Source organism: Microcoleus sp. PH2017_12_PCY_D_A (assembly GCF_020738565.1).
Taxonomy (GTDB): domain Bacteria; phylum Cyanobacteriota; class Cyanobacteriia; order Cyanobacteriales; family Microcoleaceae; genus Microcoleus.
The window spans coordinates 17,883-40,197 of the sequence record NZ_JAEQCI010000045.1 but is presented as its reverse complement, the minus strand read 5'-3'; the positions used below and the strand labels follow the sequence as shown (position 1 = coordinate 40,197).

Below are 22,315 nucleotides of genomic sequence, written 5' to 3'. Positions count from 1 at the left end.
TCCGCTTTTGCGGACGAACGAAAATAAGATTGGTTTGTAGTGCGGACTTCAGTCCGCAACCGGAGAGCGGACTGAAGTCCGCTTTTGCGGACGAACGAACGAACCGTTTTTGTGATGGTAATCGACCGGACAGGATATTACCAATTATCAATTACCAATTACCTAGGATTAGTAAGTAAACTTAAGTTAGCAAACAACTGAGCAACTTTGGTCAAATCTTTATCTCCCGGCGCTATTTCTACGCCGCTCGAAAGGTCAACACCGCTGAAATTTTTGCCCTTGGCGCGATCGATCGCACTTAAAACATTATCCGGCGTCAAGCCGCCCGCCAGCAGCCAAGGACAAGCTGGTTTAAACTCTGCTAACATCATCCAATCTATAGTTTTGCCAGTACCGCCAAGTTGAGCCGGATGGTAAGCATCCAACAGTAAAGTATCGACACGCAGGGCGTAAATTGCAGCGGTAGCTAACGTTTCATGACTCTTAACTCTCAAAGCTTTAATAATTTCAATTCCCGGCAAAAACTCGCGCAGCCGATCGCAATATTCCGCTGTTTCATCTCCGTGCAACTGCACCCCGCTTAAATTTGACTCTGCGGTTACTTGACATATATTTTCTATTGTGGTATCAGCAAATACGCCGATGCGATCGACATTTTCCGGCAACTGTTCGACAATCAGGCGAATAGTTTCCGGGCTGACATAGCGGGGGGAAGCCGGCACGCAGATAAACCCCAAAGCCTGAGCTCCCAAAGCTGCGATCGCCCTGGACTGGTCTAATTTAGTGATTCCGCAAATTTTTACCCGCACTCTTTTGGCTCCGTGCTGAATTTGTATCAAAATATCAACGAATTGTTAACTATTAAAACAAATCTTAGTTTAATGCAAAATACTTTTTATAATTTTCTCAATCAAATAATCTGTGAAATCAGGAAGATATAAACATGATTAACTCATCTTTGCTGTTAGCCGTACAAGCTACCACTCCCTCAACGCCGGAATGGACACCAATGGTAGGACTGACAATGATTGTATGCAACTTGCTGGCGATCGCGATCGGCTACTACGGCATCAACAAACAAAACCGAGGCAAAGGCCCAGCCTTACCCGTTGCAGTCCCTGGAATGTTCAAAGGCTTCGGCATCCCAGAATTGCTGGCCACAGCCAGCCTAGGGCACTTGCTCGGCGCAGGAGTAATCTTGGGCTTGGGTAACGCCGGAGTTCTTTAAAAATCAGGGTTCGGGGAAAGGAAAGGGGCAGAAAAGATATAATAGAAATTCATTCTTGCTCTCCTTTCCCAGGAAACTTTCATGCAGACAGGTTGGCGAATCGGCTCTTTATTTGGCATCCCGCTACTGATTGATTATTCGTGGTTTATAATTTTAGCCCTCGCAACCCGCGAATACGCCAGCAGTTACCGCTTGTGGGGGCCTGCGCTCTCCTGGAGTGCCGGGTTGGCAATAGCTCTGCTGCTGTTTGCTTCCGTACTGTTGCACGAACTCGGACACAGCTTGGCGGCGATGTCGCAAGGCATTAAAGTTAATTCTATTACTCTATTCTTATTTGGCGGAGTAGCTTCGATCGACTCGGAATCAAAAACTCCCGGTCAAGCTTTTCAAGTAGCTATTGCTGGCCCTCTCGTCAGCTTCGCGCTGTTTTTAATCCTCGGTTTGGGTTCTCAAGTTTTCCCCCCGACAAGTTTGCTATCAATTATAACAGAAAAGGTAGCAATAATCAATCTAGTTTTGGGATTATTTAACTTAATTCCCGGGCTGCCTTTGGACGGAGGACAAGTTTTAAAAGCAGCTATTTGGAAAATCACCGGCTCTCGATTTGTCGGCGTGCGCTGGGCAGCAAAAACCGGGCAAGTTTTGGGTTGGTTGGCTGTTGCTTTCGGTGTCAGTTTATGTTTGTTAGCGCGCCAGTACGGCGGTTTGTGGATTGCGCTCATCGGCTCTTTTGCGATTCGGAATGCTAGCGCATACAGCCGCTTTACTTCGTTGCAAGAAGCGCTGCTCAAAACTAAGGCCGCCGATGCAATGAGCCGCGAGTTTCGAGTTGTCGATGCAAATTTGACTTTGCGAGAATTTGCCGATCGCTATTTGTTAGAAGTGAATCCCTTTCCATTTTACATCGCTGCGACCAACGGGCGGGATTTGGGCTTAGTGTCGATCGACGATATCCGCTGCACAGAGCGCAGTCAGTGGCAAATTCAGACTTTGCACAACATTTTGCAACCCCTGGAAAAAACCCCCACAGTCTCCGAAAAAGCATCCATTGCAGAAGTAATTAACTGCATGGAAGCCCGCCAACTCCCGCGAATCCTCGTCATTTCGTCCATTGGTGCAGCCCTAGGGACGATCGATCGGGGCGACGTGATGAAAGTTCTGGCAAAATACCTCAAACCCAAGATTTCCGAAGCCGATATCAAGCGCAGCAAAGAAGAAAACAGTTATCCCCAGGGATTGCAGTTAAGTGCGATCGCCAAAACCGCACAGGAAAATTAAACATTGGGCATCGCAATCCGGATGAGTCACAAGTTAAGATGTAGCAGACGGGAGCATCTCTGGGGAGTGTAAAAAGCGTTTTTGTTTGAGTGCTGTCCCCCCCGAGCTGTTGTCTAACCGCAAGCGAGCGGGGACAGCACTACAAAAGCCAGCGCACAGATATCAAGGAAGATTCAAACAAGAATTATGCCCAATTTTTTAAAGATATTTTATCATAAATTGGGTAAAAAACGTTGGAGTTGGAAAAACTTAACTTCTTCCTTCCCCTTGGCTGACTTGCAACCTCTTGCCATCACCTGCATTGTCGTAACAGGAACTCTCTTAGGAGTGCGACATTTAGGTTGGTTGCAGCCCTTGGAATTGCAAGCTTTTGACCTGATGGTAAAGTTGCGCCCCGATGCAGGTCCTGACCCGAGGTTGCTAGTAGTGACAGTCACAGAACAGGACATTCATACTTTTAAGAAATGGCCAATCTCTGATGAAGTTTTAGCTCGTGCGATCGCCTCCATAGCGCGTCTCGAACCCACCGTTATTGGTCTGGATATAATCCGCGATATCCCCTACGAACCAGGAAACGCAGAATTGGCAGCTCAATTCAAAAACCCCAAAGTCATCCCCATTACTTTCCTCGGCAAGTCAGAGTACGAGCGAGCTCTGCCACCTCCCAACATCCCCAAAGAACGGATAGGATTTAACGATTTAGTCATGGATCCAGACGGCATAATTCGCCGGAGCTTGATGTTTCGTTCCAACGGACAATCGACTCTCAGCTCATTTTCGCTCCGGCTAGCTTTCAAATATATTGACAGTAAAAAAATTCCTTCAACACTCACAAAAGATCAAGAAATAAAAGCAGGAAACACAGTCTTTTCGCGACTGCGATCGGACTCAGGAGGTTATCAGACAATTGACACTGGAGGCTATCAAATCTTGCTCAATTACCGCTCTCCTGAAAATATTGCAAAAACCGTGACACTCACTCAAGTTTTGGAGGGAAAACTAGACCCCGAATTGGTGAAGGGTAAAATAGTGCTAATCGGGATTACAGCCCTAACTGTCAAAGATGTCTTTTCTACCCCTTACAGCGCTAGTGCCAGCGACAACCGCATGATGCCTGGGGTATTAATTCATGCAACGGCAACTAGCCAAATTCTGAACGCAGTTTTAGATGACAAAAAACTATTTTGGTTTTGGGATGAATGGCAAGAAATGCTTTGGAGCGCTGTTTGGGTAATAATTGGCGGTTGTTTAGCTTGGCGGCTAGAAAATACGCTCAATTTCATGGTGAGCGCGATCGCACTTGGCTGCATATTATGGGGATTCACATTTTTTCTATTTACCCAACAGGGGTGGATCTCACTGGCATCACCAACACTGGCATTGGCGATCGCCCCAGCAGTTATCATCACATACAAATACCAGCAGTCAAAGCAGCAGCAAGAAATTGTAATGAAATTACTAGGACAGCAAACCTCACCGGCGATCGCCAATGCCCTGTGGAAAGAGCGCGTCCATCTCCTCCAGTCGGGCCTATTGCCGGGGCAAAGACTAACTGCTACAATGATCATGACTGACTTGCAGGGTTTTAGCACTATTTCCGAAAAACTACCGCCAGAAGTAGTGATGCCTTGGTTAAATGAATATTTATCAGCAATGGCAGAGGAAGTGCAAAAACATCAAGGGGTGATTAATAAATTTACCGGAGATGGAATGCTGGCTGTATTTGGTGTTCCTATCCCCCGCACAACTCCCGAAGAAATTGCCGAAGATGCTCGCCTTGCGGTATCTTGCGCTCTAGCTATAAGTTCGCGGTTGCCGGCCCTAAATCAAAGTTGGAGCGATCGCGATTTGCCGTCGGCAAAAATGCGAGTCGGAATTTTTACCGGGCCGATAATGGTGGGCAGTTTGGGAGGCAAAACCCGTTTAGAATATGGAGTAATCGGTGATAGTGTCAATATCGCTTCTCGTTTAGAAAGCTGTGAAAAAGATCGGCAAGAGGACACCTGCCGCATCTTAATTGCTGAAGAAACCTTAGTGCATATTGAAGGAAAATTTGAGGTAGAATCTTGGGGAGCTTTACCTTTAAAAGGCAGGGAGCAAAAAGTTAATGTCTATCGCGTCTTGGGAGGAGAAAGATCGAGAAAGTAAAAACAGAAAAGATATCTTGGAAACATCATGAAAAACCTAGAAAAAAAATGACTAAATTTACACTAAAATCCCTCGTCTTTAGTTCCATATTGTTGATAGGAGCATTTAATGCTTGCCAATTTGCAAGTGTGGGACAGCCAACGCCAGATAATGTGGGCCAGCCGCGCAATACTGTACCGGGAGGGCCGCGCTTTGCTCAGCCCCGTGAAGATATGGAACAATCGCCCCCTCGATCGGGCAGATCGACGCGCGGTAACTGCCGCAACAGCGGGCTAAATCCAATAAATCTCACAGGCTTACTCCCTGAAAATAAAATAGCCCGAACTGTTTCCGAATATCCAACATTCTTTTTCTACTTGCCTCCAACAAAGGCGGAATCAGCCGAATTTATCTTACTAGATCCAAGCGGCAACCAGATTTATAAACAGACTCTCACAGTTAGCAATTTATCAGGAGTAATCGGCGTTAGTATCCCCGCTAACAAGAATGTGCCTCCCTTGGAAGTAGGCAAAAAATACACTTGGAATTTTACAGTGATTTGCGAGGCTGAAGACAGATCTGCCGATCTGCTCGAAATCGGTACTGTACGGCGAGTTGAGCTCAGTGCCGATATCCGCAGTGAGTTAGAAAAGGCAGATCCGCGCCGGAAAACCGCTATTTATGCTGAAAATGGGATTTGGCAAGATGCCCTCAGCAATTTAGCTGCTGCTCGCCGCGATCGCCCTTCGGATACAGTGCTGGATGCTGATTGGGAAAGCTTGCTGGATGCAGTGAAATTGACCAAAATTGCCAAACAGCCGATCGTCCAAGTGCAAACTGAGCCAAAACCATAAGCTGTACTGCATTTGAATTGATTTTTTTAGGTGTTGCCAAGATTGCCCACCCCACAAGCATGATACCAAAAGTCTCTTGTGGAACGGCCATCTTGGCTGTTCCCAAAAAGCCGCATTATTTCTAGGGTGCATCACAATCAACAATCATGCAGCATCAAGAGGGAAAATCTGACAGCTTTGCAGCTTACCCATGGGCTAAATAAAAAACCTCAGTTTCACTCTCGCCTCACAATTGTTCAGGATAATTTTTTTTATAAATGGTATTAGAAAGGCGTATCCAGCGTAATTGTATCCCTCTCTAAAATGGTAAAATCATCAAAAATTAGCGATCGCCCGGGAGCATCTCAGTTTTGCAAGAAGCATTTTTTAAAGAGCGGACTGAAGTCCGAACGATCGAACCTTTTTTGAGCGGAGACAGCACTGTAAATGCAAAACTGAGATGCTCCCGATCGCCCTTATCGTGTTCATCTACAAAATAGAGATTCTTCTAGTCAATTCCCAAATCTCCACCCATTCCTCATCCGAAAGCGGCCGCACCTCCAAATCAATATCAAAACAGCGACAAGCCGCCGCACTCAAAGCATCAATTACAGTCGCAATCAAATCATCTCCCCCTTCAGATAGAGGTAATTGCACAGGAATTAATTCCTCCCCAAAAACCTCAGAAAACAATTTAATATCCGGCTGCAAACGCATCGAACCGTGCTGCAAAATAGCATCGCCCCGGCGCAATTGCGCGCTACCAATTAACTTGCAGCCATCAACAGTAACCAAATCCGCAGCCGTCGCCGTACCAAAACAATTGGGATTGTGAATGTAACCGCGCCCAGCTTCCCCGTAGCGCAAATCCACACCGATCGCCCGCCAACCCTCAATCAAAAACTCGCATATAGTGTGATAAGCTTTCACGCGGCTGCTGTCAAATCCCGACGCCACAACTGCATAAGTCAAATCCCCTTGGTGGAGCACAGCGCGCCCGCCGCTGGGGCGTCTCACCAACTCCAGAAGCTGTCCCTCCCAAGACAACTGCTGCCAAAATTCCGGCCAGCGCTGCTGGTGGTAGCCCAAGGAAATCGCCGCCGGTGCCCAGGTGTAAAATCGCAGAGTTGGCGGATTTTTCCCCGCTAGATGCTGTTGCAGCAGCCATTGGTCGATCGCCATCTGCACCCTACCAGACGCCGACAGCAGCGGAATTAAACGCCATACAGAATTAGCCATCAGTCCCCATTCCTGAGTTTATACTCAATAAGTTCGCAGAATGTTTTAAAATTAGTAACAGTTTTTTGTGCCTGCCTTTTAATTTGGTGCAAGTTTAACGCCCGCCCGTGCTTTATAAATAATCAGGAAAAATCCTCGTAAAATCATGAGCAACAGTGTAATTGTCATTAACGACGAAAAATTTGAAACAGAAGTCCTGAAAGCAGAGCAACCAGTGCTTGCTTATTTTTGGGCATCTTGGTGCGGGCCTTGCAAACTGATCGCGCCCTCGATCGACTGGGTGGCTGCCAACTACAGCGACTTGAAAGTGGTTAAAATGGAAATTGACCCCAATCCCAATACTGTCAAACAGTATAAAGTCGAAGGAGTCCCAGCACTCAGACTGTTTAAAAATGCCGAAGTAGTGCTTTCCCACGAGGGAGCTATTACCAAACAAACTTTGATCGGTTTGCTAGAAGGTCACTTATAAAATTTGGATTTTTGAGCGTTGAATGTTAAGGATTGAGTTATAAAGCTTTAGTTGTTAGTTGAATCTTTTTTAACTGACAACTGATAATTTATAACTCATAATTATTCAATGCCACCTCTAAAATATCACCGCTAGATTGTCAAATAATTTACAATATTAAATCCTAGAAAACAACAAGAATTAAAAAATAGGTTCGTAGTGAGGACTTCAGTCCGCATCAAAATCAGAGGACTGAAGTCCTCACTACGAACCTGATAATCGTTATTTTAGCAAACATAATATAATTCACAATTCACAAAAATACTGGTAGCGAATATGCAATTTGCCAAACGTTTAGAACCCCTGAAATTTAATGTATTTGCCGATATGGATCGAGCAAAATCTCTCGCCAGAGCCGCAGGGCAAAATGTGATCGACTTGTCTCTCGGTTCTTCCGATTTGCCCGCGGCTGCTCACATTACAGAGGCGATCGCCAATTCCCTATCAGATCCTAGCACCCACGGCTATTTACTGTTTAACGGTACGCGCTCTTTCCGAGAAGCAGCAGCTTCCTGGTACGAACAAAAATTCGGGATTTCAGTCGATCCAGAAACAGAAGTGCTGCCGTTAATTGGTTCCCAAGAAGGCACGGCGCATATGCCTTTAGCCGTGCTCAACCCCGGAGATTTTGCTTTGCTGCTCGATCCGGGCTATCCTTCCCACGCGGGCGGCGTGTATTTGGCGGGCGGTCAAATTTACCCGATGCCGCTATTAGCAGAAAATGCGTTTTTGCCAGTATTTGAAGATATTCCGATGCCCGTCTTGGCTCAGTCGAAGATGATGGTTTTGAGCTATCCTCACAATCCTACAACTGCGATCGCCCCGCTGGCATTTTTTGAGAAAGCAGTGACTTTTTGTCGGCGACATCAGCTCGTTTTAGTGCACGATTTCCCCTATGTGGATTTGGTGTTTGACGATCGTAATTCTCCACTTGAGGCCGCCCAAACCGAGGAAAACCGTAAATTGATGGCGCCGTCAATCTTTCAAGCCGATCGAGAAAAAAACGTGGCGATCGAGTTTTTCACCCTATCCAAATCCTACAGCATGGGAGGCTTTCGAGTTGGATACGCGATCGGCAATCCCGAACTAATTGCAGCCCTGCGACAAGTAAAAGCCGCAGTAGACTTCAACCAATATCTAGGGATTTTGAACGGAGCGAGCTCCGCATTACTAGGCCCCCAAGATACCGTCACCACCAGCGTCGAAACCTTCAGAAAACGCCGGGATACCTTTGTAAATGCGCTCTTGGGCATCGGCTGGGAAGTACCCGTACCCCCCGCCACGATGTACGTCTGGGCGAAACTACCAGCACCTTGGGCATCGGATTCGGTGAAATTTTGCACTCAGCTAGTACAGAGTACGGGAGTCGCAGCTTCCCCCGGCGCCGGTTTCGGGAAATCAGGAGAAGGCTACGTGCGATTTGCCTTAGTCGAGCCGCCAGAAATTTTAACAGCAGCAGTTAGAAAAATTGCGGAATTTCTCAATTAATTTCTCAATTAAAAAGATTGCATTCAAGCACTCTTCTCTCTTGAAATTATCGGGGTTTATCTGCGTTTATCTGCCTATATCTGCGGTTAATTTATCAATCCAAGATTTATTAAATCATCTCGTGCCGGCTCAATTAACCGCAGTAAGATTCGTTCGTAGTGCGGACTTCAGTCCGCAGCCTGAGTATAAGTAGATGAAACTAACGAAAAATTACCAATTCTTAAAAGTAGCCCTACTCCTGGGAATTGGTATAAGTTGAAAATGCTAGAACTGAGGCACACCTAATCAGAAACCGGGTTTTTCACAAAAAAACTTCGTTACAGCCAATCAAAACCCTAAAAACCCGGTTTCCAGCAGTCGGAATGCGTAAGTATTCTCTCGTTATCTCTACCTAACGGAATAGATATTTACCAGTAATATCTGTCACAATTTATGTTGAAATGTTAACGCGAGACATCTGGGGAATTGCCAGTTCCGCTCACCCACTCTAAAAATCCTTGAAATGAATTCTGTCGGGGTAGCGATTGTTCTGTAGCTGCGATCGCACATCCCAAAAATACCACGCTTCCCAAAATCGCCAGCAGCGGAAAATGCTTGCCCAGCCCAAAGTCCCGCTGGAGGCGAGCTAGCGGCCTGCTCTCGCGCCTGAGCATCTTTCCCACCGTGAGTTGTTTGAGACTAAAAGGATCGCGGACAAAATGACCGCTCCAGCTAATTACCATATGAGAATGGCAGTGGGGACAGGTGAATAGTCCGCTGACCATTCCGACTGGGCCCACGACGCTGGAACGGTGGCAAATCGGGCAAGTGACAGAATGAGTGTTATAGGTGGGAGCGTTCATAACTGCTTTTCTTGAGTAAAAAACCAACAACCAATTGAGAGCCTGCGTTAACGCCTAGGGCATATACCTTCATAGGCACTTTATCCTTAATTCCTAGTTTACAGCGGCGATCGGGTCGATCGGAGCTCACTGCTTGGGAAAACATTCAAATTGCCAATCTCGCAACGAGTGCAAATCGGAAACACAGGTGAGATTGTATTGCAGGGGAGTAACGGTAATTTTATTCTCGCGAATAGCTTGTACGTCTGTAGGAATATCATGCCGCACTGCCGATTCGGAGGTTTCTTCCACATCTTCTAACAATTCCCCAGCCAGCCAATAATAAGTTTTGCCGCGCGGATCGGTGCGCTTTTGAAATATGTCGAAATAGCGGCGAATGCCTTGACGGGCGATCGCAACTCCGGTAATTTCTGCTTGTGAGACCGCTGGTATGTTGACATTCAACAGCGTGGGTTTGAGCGTTGGCTGTTTTTCCAACTGTGACAGCAAGGTGACAGCGAAATCTACGGCCGGCCCAAATTCCTGCGAAGTATAGCTGGCGAGGCTGAAAGCAATGCTGGGAATGCCTTCCATAATTCCTTCCATCGCAGCCGAAACCGTCCCCGAACAGATGATGTCCGTGCCTAAATTCGGCCCGTGGTTGACCCCGGAAAGGACAAAATCGGGCGGTTTGTCAAGTAAAGCCCACAAAGCTAGTTTCACGCAGTCGGCGGGAGTACCCGAACAAGCCCAAGCTGTGACGGCGGGGTCAAAAACAGATTCGACAATTTCGGCACGGATGGGTTGGTGCAGTGTCAGGCCGTGCCCGGTAGCCGAGCGCTCTCTGTCGGGACAAACAACGCTCACAGAGTGGCCGGCGGCGGCGAGAGCGTTGGCGAGGCTGCGGATGCCTTGTGCAAAGATGCCGTCGTCGTTGCTAATTAAAAGTTTCATTGAAATTTTTAGAGGCCTGAGAATAATCTTAAACTAGATTCAAGTAGGGCGATCGCCAAGCCTTTAAACATCTATTCTGTAGACAAAACAATGGTTTAACGGAACTCAAGCACAAATGAGACGAAAAAGGCTTAAAACCACGAACGAGAGAGACTTTTAGCTTTAATTGGCATTAATTCAGTATTTACGTATAATTTCAGGTATTTTTCGGTCATCGACCTCGCGCTCCTTGTATATAGAGGTTTTGGGCCACTTTAGGGGCTATAAAATATTTGAGCGTTGTTAACCATTGTATAGTAAGGTTTTCAAGTTGCTTGTCATCGCGTAAGGGTGATAAATCTTCTGGCGCGCGATCGACGATTAGCTATAAATATAGCAGTTCTCAACGAGCAAGGCCTTGAATCAGGCAAATAGGTTGATTGCGCTTCATAACAGGCTGGTTGTGTACCGAGCACCTCACCGCTATAAGAGCAGATAAAACCACTTTCTTCGTAAATTTAATAGCATTTGTTTCTGAGCGTAGCTCGTCCTCAGATAACCCAAATGGGTTCTCTTCTTTTATCCTGCCTTTGCCAAACAATTACACCTCAAAAATTGAATCTTTACACCTCACAACTCAACTGAATTAAAATCTTTAGGCCCCAGAACCCTAGGCTCAACCCCATTTAACACAGCCAACAATTGACTGTTGCTCGCCAATCTAATTAACGTAGCATTATTTCCTGCCGCTATTGAAAGCTTGCCAAAATTCAAACCGCTAGCTAATTGAATCGAATCTTGACCGTTAGCAAAATCAACAATCGTATCAGCCCCCAATCCCACACCCAACACGAAAGTATCCCGCCCCGCCCCACCAGTCAGAGTATCATTTCCAGCCCCGCCCCTGAGAAAATCATTCCCCCTGCCGCCAGATAAAATATCGTTGCCCGCACCCCCATTTAAAACATCATTGCCTTGCAAACCAGTCAACACATCATCGCCACCAAAACCGTTGATAATATCGCTGTCATTGCTGCCAGTCAAAGTATCATTATTGGGAGTACCGGTGACAGTATTAGAACCGCTGTCAAAGTCAAAAACAAAAATATCAGAAACATTATTCGTATCCCCCGGAACCAAATTGCTAGCCAGCGAATAAAACGCCACTCGCTTGCCGTCATTAGAGATAGCAGGAAGTAGGGAAATACCGTTAGCAATCTCCCCCGCAGCATCCGCAGACACGCGAGTAATAGTATTAGCTTGCAAATCCCGCACAAAAATATCGCTGCGGTTGTTCGTATCCCCCGGAACCAAGTTAGAAGCTTCAGAAGAAAACGCCACAAACCTGCCGTCATCAGAAATAGAGGGACGCTTGGAATCGCCGTTAGCGCGATCGCCCGCTGCGGACACAGAAACAAGTACAGTAGTATTCGCAGACAAATCCCGCACAAAAATATCTCGACTATTATTCCCGTCTCCCGCTACTAAATTAGAAGCAGCAGATTCAAAAACAACAAACCTACCGCTAGCAGAGATAGCAGGAGAAAAAGAACCTCCATTTGCCTCTCCGCCTGTTGCAGATACAGATACGCGAGTCGTCGCATTCGCCTGCAAATCCCGCACGAAAATGTCGCTGGCGTTATTCGCATCCCCCGCTACTAAGTTGGAGACTCCCGACTCAAAAGCCACCAATCGCCCGCTGGCAGAAATAGCAGGAACCTCGAAAGAATCAGTACCTCCGCCACTGGCCGAAACAGAGGCGCGATTCGTAGTATTCGCTTGCAAATCCCGGACAAAAACATCTGGAAGATTGTTCGCATCCCCCGACACTAAATTGGAACTATCTGAAACAAAAGCCACAAATCGCCCAGTTTCAGAAATAGCAGGGGCAGAAACAGAATTCCCATTTCCCTGTACTCCTGTCCCAGAAACAGAAACGCGAGTAGTAGTATTGGCTTGTACATTCCGCAAGAAAATGTCAGCCCGATTATTCGTATCGCCCGTTACGAGGTTGGATGCTAAGGATTGAAAAGCTATAAATTGTCCGTTATTTGAAATAGCAGGCAGCGAAGAAATACCGTTTCCCTGTCCGCCAGTTCCCGAAAGAGAAATACGAATTGTAGTGTTGTTTGATAAGTCGCGCGCGAAAATGTCCCCCGCATTATTCCTATCGTCGGTTACGAGGTTGGTGGCTGTTGAATCAAATGCTACAAACCTCCCGTTGCCAGAGATAGAGGGAAATAAAGAAGCAGCATTGGCAATTTCACCAGCCGAGTTTGTAGAAACTAGAGTTGCAGTCATATAGTTGATAGTTGATAGTTGATAGTTGACAGTTGACAGTTGACAATCCTCAATCTTCAATATCAATCGAAAATCGTTTGAGAGTTGATAGTTGATAGATGGGTAGGGGCGGTGGATGGTGCGTGCCCGCCCTCAGTGATTTTCAACCCAATAGCATTTTTCTAGCAATGCTCGACACAAATCTTAATATATATATATATATAACTTTACAAATACTTAAACATGGATTAATTAAACGTTACTGTTCGATCGAACAATATTCGATTGAAGCGTGAGAGAATTGGCAACAGAAAAATCCAATCGAACGAATCAATCACGCTAGATCCGCTGTTTTGGGATGGCAAAGTTTTGCGTGGAGAGGGTTCACAGTCTCGAAGAGATGAGAAAAAGTTGGATGCGATCGCGATCGCCCGCTGCCGATCGAAAGTGGGTAAAACTCAAAACCCATTTCTTAGAGTCGCGCTGGTTTGCTTGCAAAATTGATGCAAATTAAATATCCAATTGTCTGTTATCCAGGTGTACTGCCACAAGGCTGAGAGGAGATATGAATAACTTTCCAGACGTTTTGCTGCCTTTGAACGAGCCATTTGCCATTGATTCGCGATCGACGGCATCCAGTTTCTTAACGTCAGGAAATTTCCTAAATTCAACCCTCAATTCAAACAGCATTGCCGGCACTTCCAGCAGCATTCCCGTCCCAATTTCGCCAACAGCCACTGCCGGCGTTTTAGAATCGCAAAAATTTGAATCTGGCAAGATTTTTGAACAATTCTTAACGCAACTGCAACTTTTGAATGCAGTCTCCAATATCGCGCCCCCAGCCCCTGCAAGCAACAGCATCCTCACCGACGGCGACATCTTAACTGGCAAAAAATTAGAAACACCAACGGACAGCATCGCCGCCAGCCAAATTTCCCACCCATCTACTCCTGAAAGGCAGGCAAAAAACAGCATCGCCGACAGCCCTATTCCCGATACATCCGCCCCCGAAAGGCAGGCAAAAAACAGCACTTTACCAGTCGGAGTTTTCCAAGTCGGCGCCAGCGGACAAGTCAGCCTGGACTACCTGTTTGACGGCGGCTACTACCAAGGCGAACTGGCTATTTTCAGCCTCACCGGGATGTCCGCTTTAGTTCCCGGTACGGATGCCTTCATTTTTGAAGCATCCCGCAGGGCTCTTACAAGTTCAACTTTAGGCCACATCGTCCTCCGCGACTCTACCGAAGGCGCAAAATTTAGCGGTTCGATGCCGGGGGAATACAATTGGGGCTCGGGGCCCTACACCGGTGCCAAAACCTTCACCATGACACCGGGGGATACTTTTGGAGTCATGCTGATTCCCAACGGCACGGTACAAATATCCTACAACAACCAGTGGCTGTGGGATTTATTCCCCGAACACCGGCCCATGTTCTCGATCGTGCCAGCTAATTCTGCAAACAGCAAGTACCAAATGCCGATCGCAGATGTTACAGGAACAGGCAACACCGTAGCAGTTGAAGACGTACCGCCAAACCAAGCAGACGGAGACTACAACGACTTAATCTTCAGCTTTATCGGTGCCAGTGGCAACGCCACCCCTATCACTAGCGTTATCAACCCAGCCAAGGAATGGCGCACCACTCCTCTGGGACAGCAAATTATTACCTACGCTAACAGCTTAGTTTCCAGCGATACAACAGCGCCTGCAATTTCCGCCACCTTAACTAACGATACAGGAATATCTAATGGCGATCGTATCACAAACAACCCAGCGATCGCAGGTACTGTCACCGACACCAGCAGCATCGCCAGCTTCCGCGCCGGCTTCGACGACACCCCCACAGCCGAATTCACCAACATCACCTCCCTCCTCAACAGCAGCGGCAGCTTCACCCTCAGCAGGGCTCAACTCGAAACCATCCGCCGCAACCCCCTCAGAGACGGCAACTACACACTGCGCTTGATTGCCGCCGACACCGCCGGCAACACATCCAGCACCTTCAACCTCAACTTTACCCTCGACACCGCCGCACCCCAAACCGCCCTGGTGACACCAATTCCCGGAGGCAACCACAGCAGTACCGTCCGACTCATCGGCACCGCAGCCGACACCGGGACAAATCTGTCCAACCTGCAATCCTCCCTCGATGGCAGCAGCCCCAACACTTTGACTCCTGGAACCGATGGCAAATTCGACTCCTTGCCTCCCAACTCGCCGCTAGCCACCGGCAGCCACACCGCTGCCATTACAGCAACAGATACCGCCGGCAACCAAACATCCCAGACTGCCAACTTCTCCGTCGCCAGCAACTTCACCGTTACCCCCAATGGCAGTACCGGCTGGGCGGCAGCATCGACAAACACCGTACTCCTGGCCGAACGCAACAGCAAACTCGTCCAAGCCATACTGCCAGTACAGTTGGGGCAAGCCAAAGGCAGCCGCACCCTGCGCTTCCAACTCAAAGCCGACTTCGACAAAACAGATACAACATCAGCAATAGAAGACCTATTCCAGATTTACCTAGTATCCCCAAACAACCCCAACCAAACCCTACTGGATGGAGGCAGCCCCGGAACACCGCTATTTTCCCTAGCTGGTGGCAAAGCCGAATTCGCACCCGGACGAGTGCGGTACAGTGGCGACATAGTAGAAATCGATTTAACTGGTGTGACAAACAGCAGCAGCGGCAATCTGCTGTTTAAGTTAACCGACAGCGACACCGATACCGGCAGTACCGTAGAAATCAAAAACCTCACCAACACCGTCGATGAAGAAGGTACCGCCAGCCCGGTTTTTGTTGCAGCGCAGAACAAAGTTGCTGCTGGCGGCAGCCTCAATACCAGCAACCTGACAGCAGCCTCCGATTTAAAAGTAAACTTCTCTCAGGTACAGTTCGACTCCGCCACCGGCAACTACAAAGCATCAGTACGGGTACAAAACACAGGCAACCCCGTCTCGCGCAACATAGCAGTAGTTTTCCCGAATTTGCCAGCCGGAGTAACCCTGCAAAATCCCAGCGGTACCGACAGCAGCGGCAAACCCTACATCAATTTGCGCGGCGCAATTCCCGCCGGCGGATTGGATGCCGGGGCGATTTCAGACTCCGTAGAAATCACCATCAACAACCCCAACTTTCAGAAATTTTCCCTCACCGCTACCGCCATTGCCGGCGGGGCAAATCAAGCGCCAAGCCTGCCCGCAATTCAAACCATCAACGTTAAAGTTGGAGAGACTTTCAAACTGCCCCTCACCGCCACTGACTCCGACGGCGATGCTGTAAGTTTTGCCATCAAATCGGAAACTGCCTTACCTACAGGCAAAATCTCCGGTAACGGCATCTTAGAAATTTCTCCCACTCCTACTGAAATCGGCACTTACAACTTTACATTAGTCGCCAGCGACGGAGTTTTGGAAACTACTAGACCAGTTACAGTTAACGTTACCCCTTCCACTCCCGGCCGCACCCGGATTTCAGGAGTCATCCAAAACACCAACCAACAACCTTTAGCAGGTGTATTAATAAAACTCGGCGAATTGCCGACAGTAACTGCTGCCGACGGTTCCTTTGAAATTGTGCGAGTGGAATTCCCCGGTTTGGCAGCAGTGGGACTGCCCGACATAGTGCCGCCAGACACCCTGCAAATTTACGGCGACGGCATTACCGGCGAAGACAACTATCCCTACATTGCCGAAAAACTGCCCCTATTACTGGAACACGAAGTTTACCCCAACGTTAACAATATTATCTCCCGTCCGATATACCTACCCCCCATCGACACCGCCAACGGCAAAATCATCAACCCAGCAGCCGACAGCACCGTCACCACAGCAGCCATACCCAAAGCCTCCGTATTCGTCAAAGCAGGTACCATCAAAGACACCGAAGGCAACCCCTACACCGAAAACCTCAGCATCACCCAAGTCCCCACAGAATTAACCCCCGCCGCCCTGCCGCCCAACCTGCACACCGACTTGGTAGTCACCATCCAGCCCGGAGACATGGTGTTTACTACTCCGGCACCCCTCTCGTTGCCCAACCGCGCCGGATACGCACCCGGTACGACGATGGACTTGTGGTCAATTAACCCCACCACAGGCTTCTTCGACAACGTAGGAGTGGGAAAAGTCACCGCCGACGGCACCACCATCGAAACGGTTTCAGGAGGCATCCGCAACAGCAGTTGGCACTTCTTCGCGCCGCCCCCACCTTCGCCCAAAAATCCGGGTCAAAACCCCCGCAACCCCAAAGATAAGTGCAACGAATGCAAAGCAAAAGGCGATTTGACTTCCGAAGTAGAAATGCACTCCGGGGCAGTAATCGAAACCCACAACCTCGTACCCTATCAATCGATGGGAGAAAGCCGCAGTTTAACCCTAACCTACGATTCTCTCAGGGCAGACCCCAGACCAATAGTCCACTTCGGCTACAATAACGCGCCCGCCGATACAGCACAAAAGCTAGTTGCCAAACTCACCGTAGACGCAGCAAAATTCAAATATCAAATACCCGGATATTCCGGCAACCAATACGGTTTAACAGGAGGCGAACACTTCTGGTCAATGCCCTCGAATGGAGGTTCAATTGACGCGGCATTGCAAGTCGATATGAGTGCCTTGCCTTCCGGTCAGTACGACTATACTATTAACAGCGGCATCCGCCGATTTACTGGCAGTATATTTGCCGGTTCATCAACCGATACGAAGGATAAGTTGATTTCAGTCAATACAATCAACAGTCCTTTCGGTAGCGGTTGGGGAATAGCTGGATGGCAGGAATTAGTAGAAAATTCCGACTCTTCACTATTGCTGATTGACGGAGACGGCAGCGAATTGGTATTCGACAAATCCACATCAGCAGCAGGATACGTATCTCCTCCCGGGGATTTCTCCAAATTCGAGAAACTAACAGACGGCACATATCGCCGCACGTTAAATGACAAAACAGTTTACAGTTTCAATACCGGCAAACGCCTGGTTTCAGTCAAAGAAGCTAACGGCAACGAAACCAAGTATATTTACAATTCATCAGGTGAGTTGTCCCAAATCATCGACGTAGCTGGGTTGATTACCAAGTTGACCTATGCCAATGGCAAAGTCAGTCAAATAGAAGACCCAGCAGGACGGTTGACAAAGTTAGAATATGATGCTGCGGGCAACCTGCAAAAGATTATTGACCCGGATACCAAAGCGCGGACGTTTAGCTACGACGCGCAGCGTCACATCACCAAAGAGATAGACAAACGGGGATTTTCCGAACAAACATTATACGATTTTGCGGGTAGGGCGACGGGAGGAATTCGCAAGGACGGTTCGCAGTTGCAGGTGGCACCGGTACAGGTACAAGGACTTTATCGGGAACAGGATACAACTAATCCTTTGAATGCGCCTGTAGCTAAGCCTTTAGGTGCAGTAGAAGCGAGTTATGCTGACGGTAGCGGTGGGGTAGTTACTCAGGTTCTCGACCAAACTGGGCAAGTTGTTTCTGCAAAAGATGGTGGAGGATTGAAACCTACTTTTGAGCGAAATCAGAATTTGTTGGTGACGAAAAGAACTGACGCGCGGGGTAATACTACTTCTTACGAGTACGATGCTAAAGGGAATGTGAAAAGCATTTCTGATTCCCTTTCTGGAACACCTCAAACACCCCCAATTAACAACGGTCAGTTGTTTGGTACTAAGACTTACTATCAAACTGGGTCATATAATAATGCAGCAACAATCAAAGATGTCAATGACGATGGAAATTTTGATATTGTTACTGCCAATGATTATAGTAATAATGTATCAGTGCTACCTGGTAATGGCGACGGTACTTTTGCTCCAAAAAAAGATTTTTCTGTAGGAAACAATCCCAAGTCTGTAGCTGTAGGGGATGTAAATAACGACGGCAAAAACGATATTGTTACTACCAGTCCTTATGGGGGGATAAATTCCTCTAGCGGTACAGTATCAGTATTACTGGGCGATGGCACTGGTAATTTTGCTCCTCAAACTAATTATGCGGTAGGTTATGGAGCAGTATCCGTAGCTGTAGGAGATATCAATAAGGATGGCAGGAATGATCTCGTTACGGCAAATAACTATAGCAGCAATATATCAGTGCTTTTGGGCAATAGCACCGGCTCTTTTTCCCGAACAGATATACCGCTAAGTTTGGCGCCAGAATCTGTAATCTTGAAGGATTTAAATAAGGATGGCAACTTAGATATTATTACTGCAAGTCCCTATGGGACTACTTCTTCCACTGGCAGGGTGTCAGTATTGTTGGGTAATGGTAATGGCACTTTTGCTCCTCAAAGTAATTACACGGTTGTTTATGGAGCGAGGAGTGTAGCTGTAGGAGACCTCAATAAAGATGGTAGAAACGATATCGTTACGGCTGGTTGGGATAGTGGAAACGGATATGTATCCGTGGCATCTGTATTATTGGGTAATAGCAATGGTTCTTTCGCTCTGGCAATTAATTACCCACTGAGATCTAGTATTAATCCTACATCTGTAGCTATAGGAGATTTGGATTTAGATGGCGATTTAGATGTGGTTGTTTCCGGCAACGGTTACGGCTTAGAGAGTGTCATGTTAAATAATGGTAGCGGTATGTTAGCAAGCCCAACTGATAATCGGCTTGATTACCCCAACTACAAACAATTTGTGGGATTAGAAGACCTTGACTCAGATGGCTACTTGGATATGGTCTTGAGTAGCGATTATTACTATTACGGTGTTTCTGTCAGTCTGAATAATACTGGGAGAAACCAACAGGTAAGTGGTACTGGTAAGCGCAGTTATACTTACGACCCAGTGTTCAATCAAGTAACGAGTGAAACTGACGAATTAGGCCGCCAAACTCTTTACGAAATTGACCCGATTACTGGGAATCGCAGAAAGATGACGCAAGTAGTAGGCGCTGTTGGCGGCACCGATGATGTGGTTACTAGCTATACCTACACCAACAAGAATCAAATCGACACTGAAACTGACCCCAATGGACGGGTGACAGATTACGATTATAACCCTCAAGACCAGTTAATTAAAATCACTGTTGCTAAAGGCACTCCCGACGAAGCAGTGCAGCAATTTGAATACGATGCTGCTGGGAATCAGTCGGCAGTAATTGATGAAAATAACATCCGCACTGAGTCCGAGTACGATGCGATGAATCTCTTGAAAAAGACTACTTTTGCGAAGGGAACGGCAGATGAGGCATCACAAACTTTTGAGTATGATGGTGATGGGAATCAGACGGCGGTTATTGATGAGAAAGGGAACCGAACTGAGTCTCAGTATGATGTGATGAATCATCTGGTAAAACAGATTGCACCTGACCCGGATGGTAGCGGGCCGCTGACATCTCCGGTGACGAGTTACGGTTACGATAAGAATGGGAATCAGGTGTGGATGCTTGACCCGTTGCTTCGGAGGACTGAGTATCGGTATGACAGTCGGAATCGGTTGGTTGAGACGGTGAATCCTGACGGTACTGTGGAGAAGATGCGCTATGATGCGGATGGCAATTTGGTTTCAGTTATCGACCCGCTTAACAATCGAACTAACTTCGTCTACGATGCTCGTTCTCGCTTAATTCGAGAAGTCAATCCGCTGGGCAAAATTAAAAGGTACACGTATAATGCGGCCGATGAATTGACCGAAAAAACCGATCGCAATAACCGCGTTACTCAGTTTAAATACGATGACCTTTCCCGCTTGAAAACCGAAACTTGGGTGGGAACTGACCAAGTAATTAACTACAGCTACGATCGAGCAGATAACCCGACATCTGTCAAGGATAAGTTTAGTAACTTGACGATGACTTATGACAGTCGGAATCGTCCCAAAACAGCAGACAATACTGGCACTCCCAATGCTCCAAAAGTGCTGCTGAACTATACCTATGACAAAGTTGGCAATGTCGATTTAATGACTGATACAATTAACGGTCAACTTGCGGGTACGAATGATTACACTTACGACCCTCGCAATCGCATGACTCGGATTAATCAAAGCGGAACAGGAGTCAGTAATAAACGGGTGGATTTTACTTACAATAAACTGGGTCAGTTTTCCTCGATCGACCGTTATGCTGACAACAATGGTACTCAATTGGTAGTTGGCAGTAACTATACTTATGACGGTCTGAATCGACTGGCAAATTTGACCTACCGCAACTCTGCCAACAATACTGTTTCATCTTTTGGCTTTAACTACGATCGAGCCAGCTTAATTAACAAAATTACCGATGTTGATGGCCGGACAGATTACATTTATGATAAACGCAACCAGTTAATTGCTGCTGACCACACTAATACCAATAATCCTGATGAGTCGTACAGTTACGATAATAATGGCAATCGCACCAGTTCTCGCACCAGTTCGAGTTATCAAACAGGTGCAAATAACCGCTTGCAATCGGATGGAACTTACAATTACAGTTATGATGATGAAGGGAATTTGATTAAGAGGACGGAGATTTCAAGTAGTAAGGTACGCGAGTACAATTGGGATTACCGGAATCGTTTGGTTTCTGTAGTAGATAAAAACGCATCTAACGTTCAAACTCAGCGGGTGGAGTTTACTTATGATGCTATGAATCGCCGCATTGCTAAGAGTGCGAATGGTGCGGTGACAAATTTTGTGTACGATGGTGATAATGTTTTGTTAGATTTTGTGGATGCTGATGGTGTGGGTAGCGGGCAACCTATTTTGGATAAACGATATTTGCACGGTGCAGGTATTGACCAAGTGTTGGCACAGGAAAGTGCTCAGGGTAATGTAACTTGGCATTTAACTGACCATTTGGGTACGGTTCGGGATTTGGTGAATAATAGCGGGCAAGTGGTGAATCATCTTACTTATGATTCGTTTGGTCAGGTTGTTGCCCAGACGAATTTTGCTGTTGATAGTCGCTATTTGTTTACGGGGAGAGAGTTTGATGAGGAGACGGGGGATTACTTTTATCGGGCCAGGTATTATGATGGATTCAGTGGGAGGTTTATCGGTGAAGATCCGATTAGTTTTGCAGCAGGAGATAAAAATCTCTATAGGTATGTTGGAAATTCGCCTGTGAATGCGACAGACCCGACAGGGCTACAATTATCTCCTGTTATGCCGAGTATAGGGTCAGGTGTAGATTTTACATTAACAGGTGCTCAAGGACGAGCTGCTTTGGGTATTTTCATCCGAAATTTCCAGGATATGAAACGAGTAGGAGGTGATAAATATTTTCACTGTAAGGCTAACTGTGAAGCAGCTCAATTGGGTCCAGAAGGTGAATTTGCAGCCAAATTCATAAGTAATGCCAGAGAAAATACTGACTTCTTCAAAAATCTTCTCCTCAGGAGACATCCTACGGCTGAAGATCGTAAAGGAGTTGAACCATTTGTATTTTTTCTAAGAGATTGTAATCAAGATTTATCTGCCAATCTTCATGGACGTATGGGAGGTAGGAATAACCCTAGTGGCTCGTGTAAAACAATTTGTCAACCTTTCCGGCAAGCCAATTTACCAGCCCAATATTAAGGCTTACAAGCTTGCAAATAAGAACTCCGATGGCAGTTCAAATGTTTGGCGAAACAATAG

12 protein-coding genes are annotated in these 22,315 nt (G+C 47.0%); 7 read left to right on the top strand and 5 right to left on the bottom strand.

The window, feature by feature from the left end; translation table 11 throughout:
- Positions 1 to 158: 158 nt before the first annotated feature.
- Positions 159 to 809, bottom strand: a complete 651-nt coding sequence (locus JGK39_RS14550; RefSeq protein ID WP_293254456.1) for a phosphoribosylanthranilate isomerase — start codon at positions 807 to 809, stop codon at positions 159 to 161.
- A 134-nt stretch (positions 810 to 943) separates the two neighbouring features.
- On the opposite strand from JGK39_RS14550, the gene psaK reads away from it, so the two are divergent.
- From psaK to JGK39_RS14530, 4 genes are all read left to right on the top strand, one after another.
- The gene (gene psaK / locus JGK39_RS14545; RefSeq protein WP_293254411.1) at positions 944 to 1,228 is read left to right on the top strand and encodes a photosystem I reaction center subunit PsaK; all 285 of its coding nucleotides are present in this window, start codon (positions 944 to 946) and stop codon (positions 1,226 to 1,228) included.
- Between the two features lie 81 nt (positions 1,229 to 1,309).
- On the top strand, positions 1,310 to 2,506 hold the full coding sequence (locus tag JGK39_RS14540) for a site-2 protease family protein (protein WP_293254408.1): 1,197 nt from the start codon (positions 1,310 to 1,312) through the stop codon (positions 2,504 to 2,506).
- A 186-nt stretch (positions 2,507 to 2,692) separates the two neighbouring features.
- Entirely contained in the window at positions 2,693 to 4,654 is a 1,962-nt protein-coding gene (locus tag JGK39_RS14535; RefSeq protein WP_293254405.1) for an adenylate/guanylate cyclase domain-containing protein, read from the top strand.
- A gap of 47 nt (positions 4,655 to 4,701) precedes the next feature.
- Positions 4,702 to 5,487 (top strand): DUF928 domain-containing protein, encoded by a 786-nt coding sequence (locus tag JGK39_RS14530; protein ID WP_293254402.1) that lies wholly within the window; start codon positions 4,702 to 4,704, stop codon positions 5,485 to 5,487.
- A 468-nt stretch (positions 5,488 to 5,955) separates the two neighbouring features.
- Here the strand turns inward: JGK39_RS14530 and JGK39_RS14525 are convergent, their stop codons facing one another.
- The gene (locus JGK39_RS14525; RefSeq protein ID WP_293254399.1) at positions 5,956 to 6,705 is read right to left on the bottom strand and encodes a biotin/lipoate A/B protein ligase family protein; all 750 of its coding nucleotides are present in this window, start codon (positions 6,703 to 6,705) and stop codon (positions 5,956 to 5,958) included.
- Positions 6,706 to 6,850: 145 nt separating this feature from the next.
- On the opposite strand from JGK39_RS14525, the gene JGK39_RS14520 reads away from it, so the two are divergent.
- A complete protein-coding gene (locus JGK39_RS14520; protein ID WP_293254396.1) occupies positions 6,851 to 7,174 on the top strand; it encodes a thioredoxin domain-containing protein in 324 nt (107 codons plus the stop codon).
- 315 nt (positions 7,175 to 7,489) lie between these two features.
- The gene (locus tag JGK39_RS14515; RefSeq protein ID WP_293254393.1) at positions 7,490 to 8,701 is read left to right on the top strand and encodes an LL-diaminopimelate aminotransferase; all 1,212 of its coding nucleotides are present in this window, start codon (positions 7,490 to 7,492) and stop codon (positions 8,699 to 8,701) included.
- 443 nt (positions 8,702 to 9,144) lie between these two features.
- Here the strand turns inward: JGK39_RS14515 and JGK39_RS14510 are convergent, their stop codons facing one another.
- The 3 genes from JGK39_RS14510 to JGK39_RS14500 all read right to left on the bottom strand — a co-directional run bounded on the left by JGK39_RS14510 (position 9,145) and on the right by JGK39_RS14500 (position 12,756).
- A complete protein-coding gene (locus tag JGK39_RS14510) occupies positions 9,145 to 9,543 on the bottom strand; it encodes a hypothetical protein (RefSeq protein ID WP_293254390.1) in 399 nt (132 codons plus the stop codon).
- Positions 9,544 to 9,669: 126 nt separating this feature from the next.
- Positions 9,670 to 10,476: a 5'/3'-nucleotidase SurE gene (surE, locus tag JGK39_RS14505; protein WP_293254387.1), complete on the bottom strand. Its 807-nt coding sequence runs from the start codon at positions 10,474 to 10,476 to the stop codon at positions 9,670 to 9,672.
- A 609-nt stretch (positions 10,477 to 11,085) separates the two neighbouring features.
- Entirely contained in the window at positions 11,086 to 12,756 is a 1,671-nt protein-coding gene (locus JGK39_RS14500) for a calcium-binding protein (RefSeq protein WP_293254384.1), read from the bottom strand.
- A 544-nt stretch (positions 12,757 to 13,300) separates the two neighbouring features.
- Here JGK39_RS14500 and JGK39_RS14495 point away from each other — a divergent pair.
- Complete coding sequence (locus tag JGK39_RS14495) at positions 13,301 to 22,255, top strand: FG-GAP-like repeat-containing protein (protein ID WP_293254378.1); 8,955 nt, start codon at positions 13,301 to 13,303, stop codon at positions 22,253 to 22,255.
- Positions 22,256 to 22,315: the final 60 nt, after the last annotated feature.

Coding starts and splice junctions, on each gene's coding strand:
- JGK39_RS14495 (WP_293254378.1), top strand. CDS start 13,301: ATGAATAACTTTCCAGACGTTTTGCTGCCTTTGAACGAGCCATTTGCC.
- JGK39_RS14515 (WP_293254393.1), top strand. CDS start 7,490: ATGCAATTTGCCAAACGTTTAGAACCCCTGAAATTTAATGTATTTGCC.
- JGK39_RS14530 (WP_293254402.1), top strand. CDS start 4,702: ATGACTAAATTTACACTAAAATCCCTCGTCTTTAGTTCCATATTGTTG.
- surE (WP_293254387.1), bottom strand. CDS start 10,476: ATGAAACTTTTAATTAGCAACGACGACGGCATCTTTGCACAAGGCATC.
- JGK39_RS14535 (WP_293254405.1), top strand. CDS start 2,693: ATGCCCAATTTTTTAAAGATATTTTATCATAAATTGGGTAAAAAACGT.
- JGK39_RS14510 (WP_293254390.1), bottom strand. CDS start 9,543: ATGAACGCTCCCACCTATAACACTCATTCTGTCACTTGCCCGATTTGC.
- JGK39_RS14540 (WP_293254408.1), top strand. CDS start 1,310: ATGCAGACAGGTTGGCGAATCGGCTCTTTATTTGGCATCCCGCTACTG.
- JGK39_RS14525 (WP_293254399.1), bottom strand. CDS start 6,705: ATGGCTAATTCTGTATGGCGTTTAATTCCGCTGCTGTCGGCGTCTGGT.
- JGK39_RS14520 (WP_293254396.1), top strand. CDS start 6,851: ATGAGCAACAGTGTAATTGTCATTAACGACGAAAAATTTGAAACAGAA.
- psaK (WP_293254411.1), top strand. CDS start 944: ATGATTAACTCATCTTTGCTGTTAGCCGTACAAGCTACCACTCCCTCA.
- JGK39_RS14500 (WP_293254384.1), bottom strand. CDS start 12,756: ATGACTGCAACTCTAGTTTCTACAAACTCGGCTGGTGAAATTGCCAAT.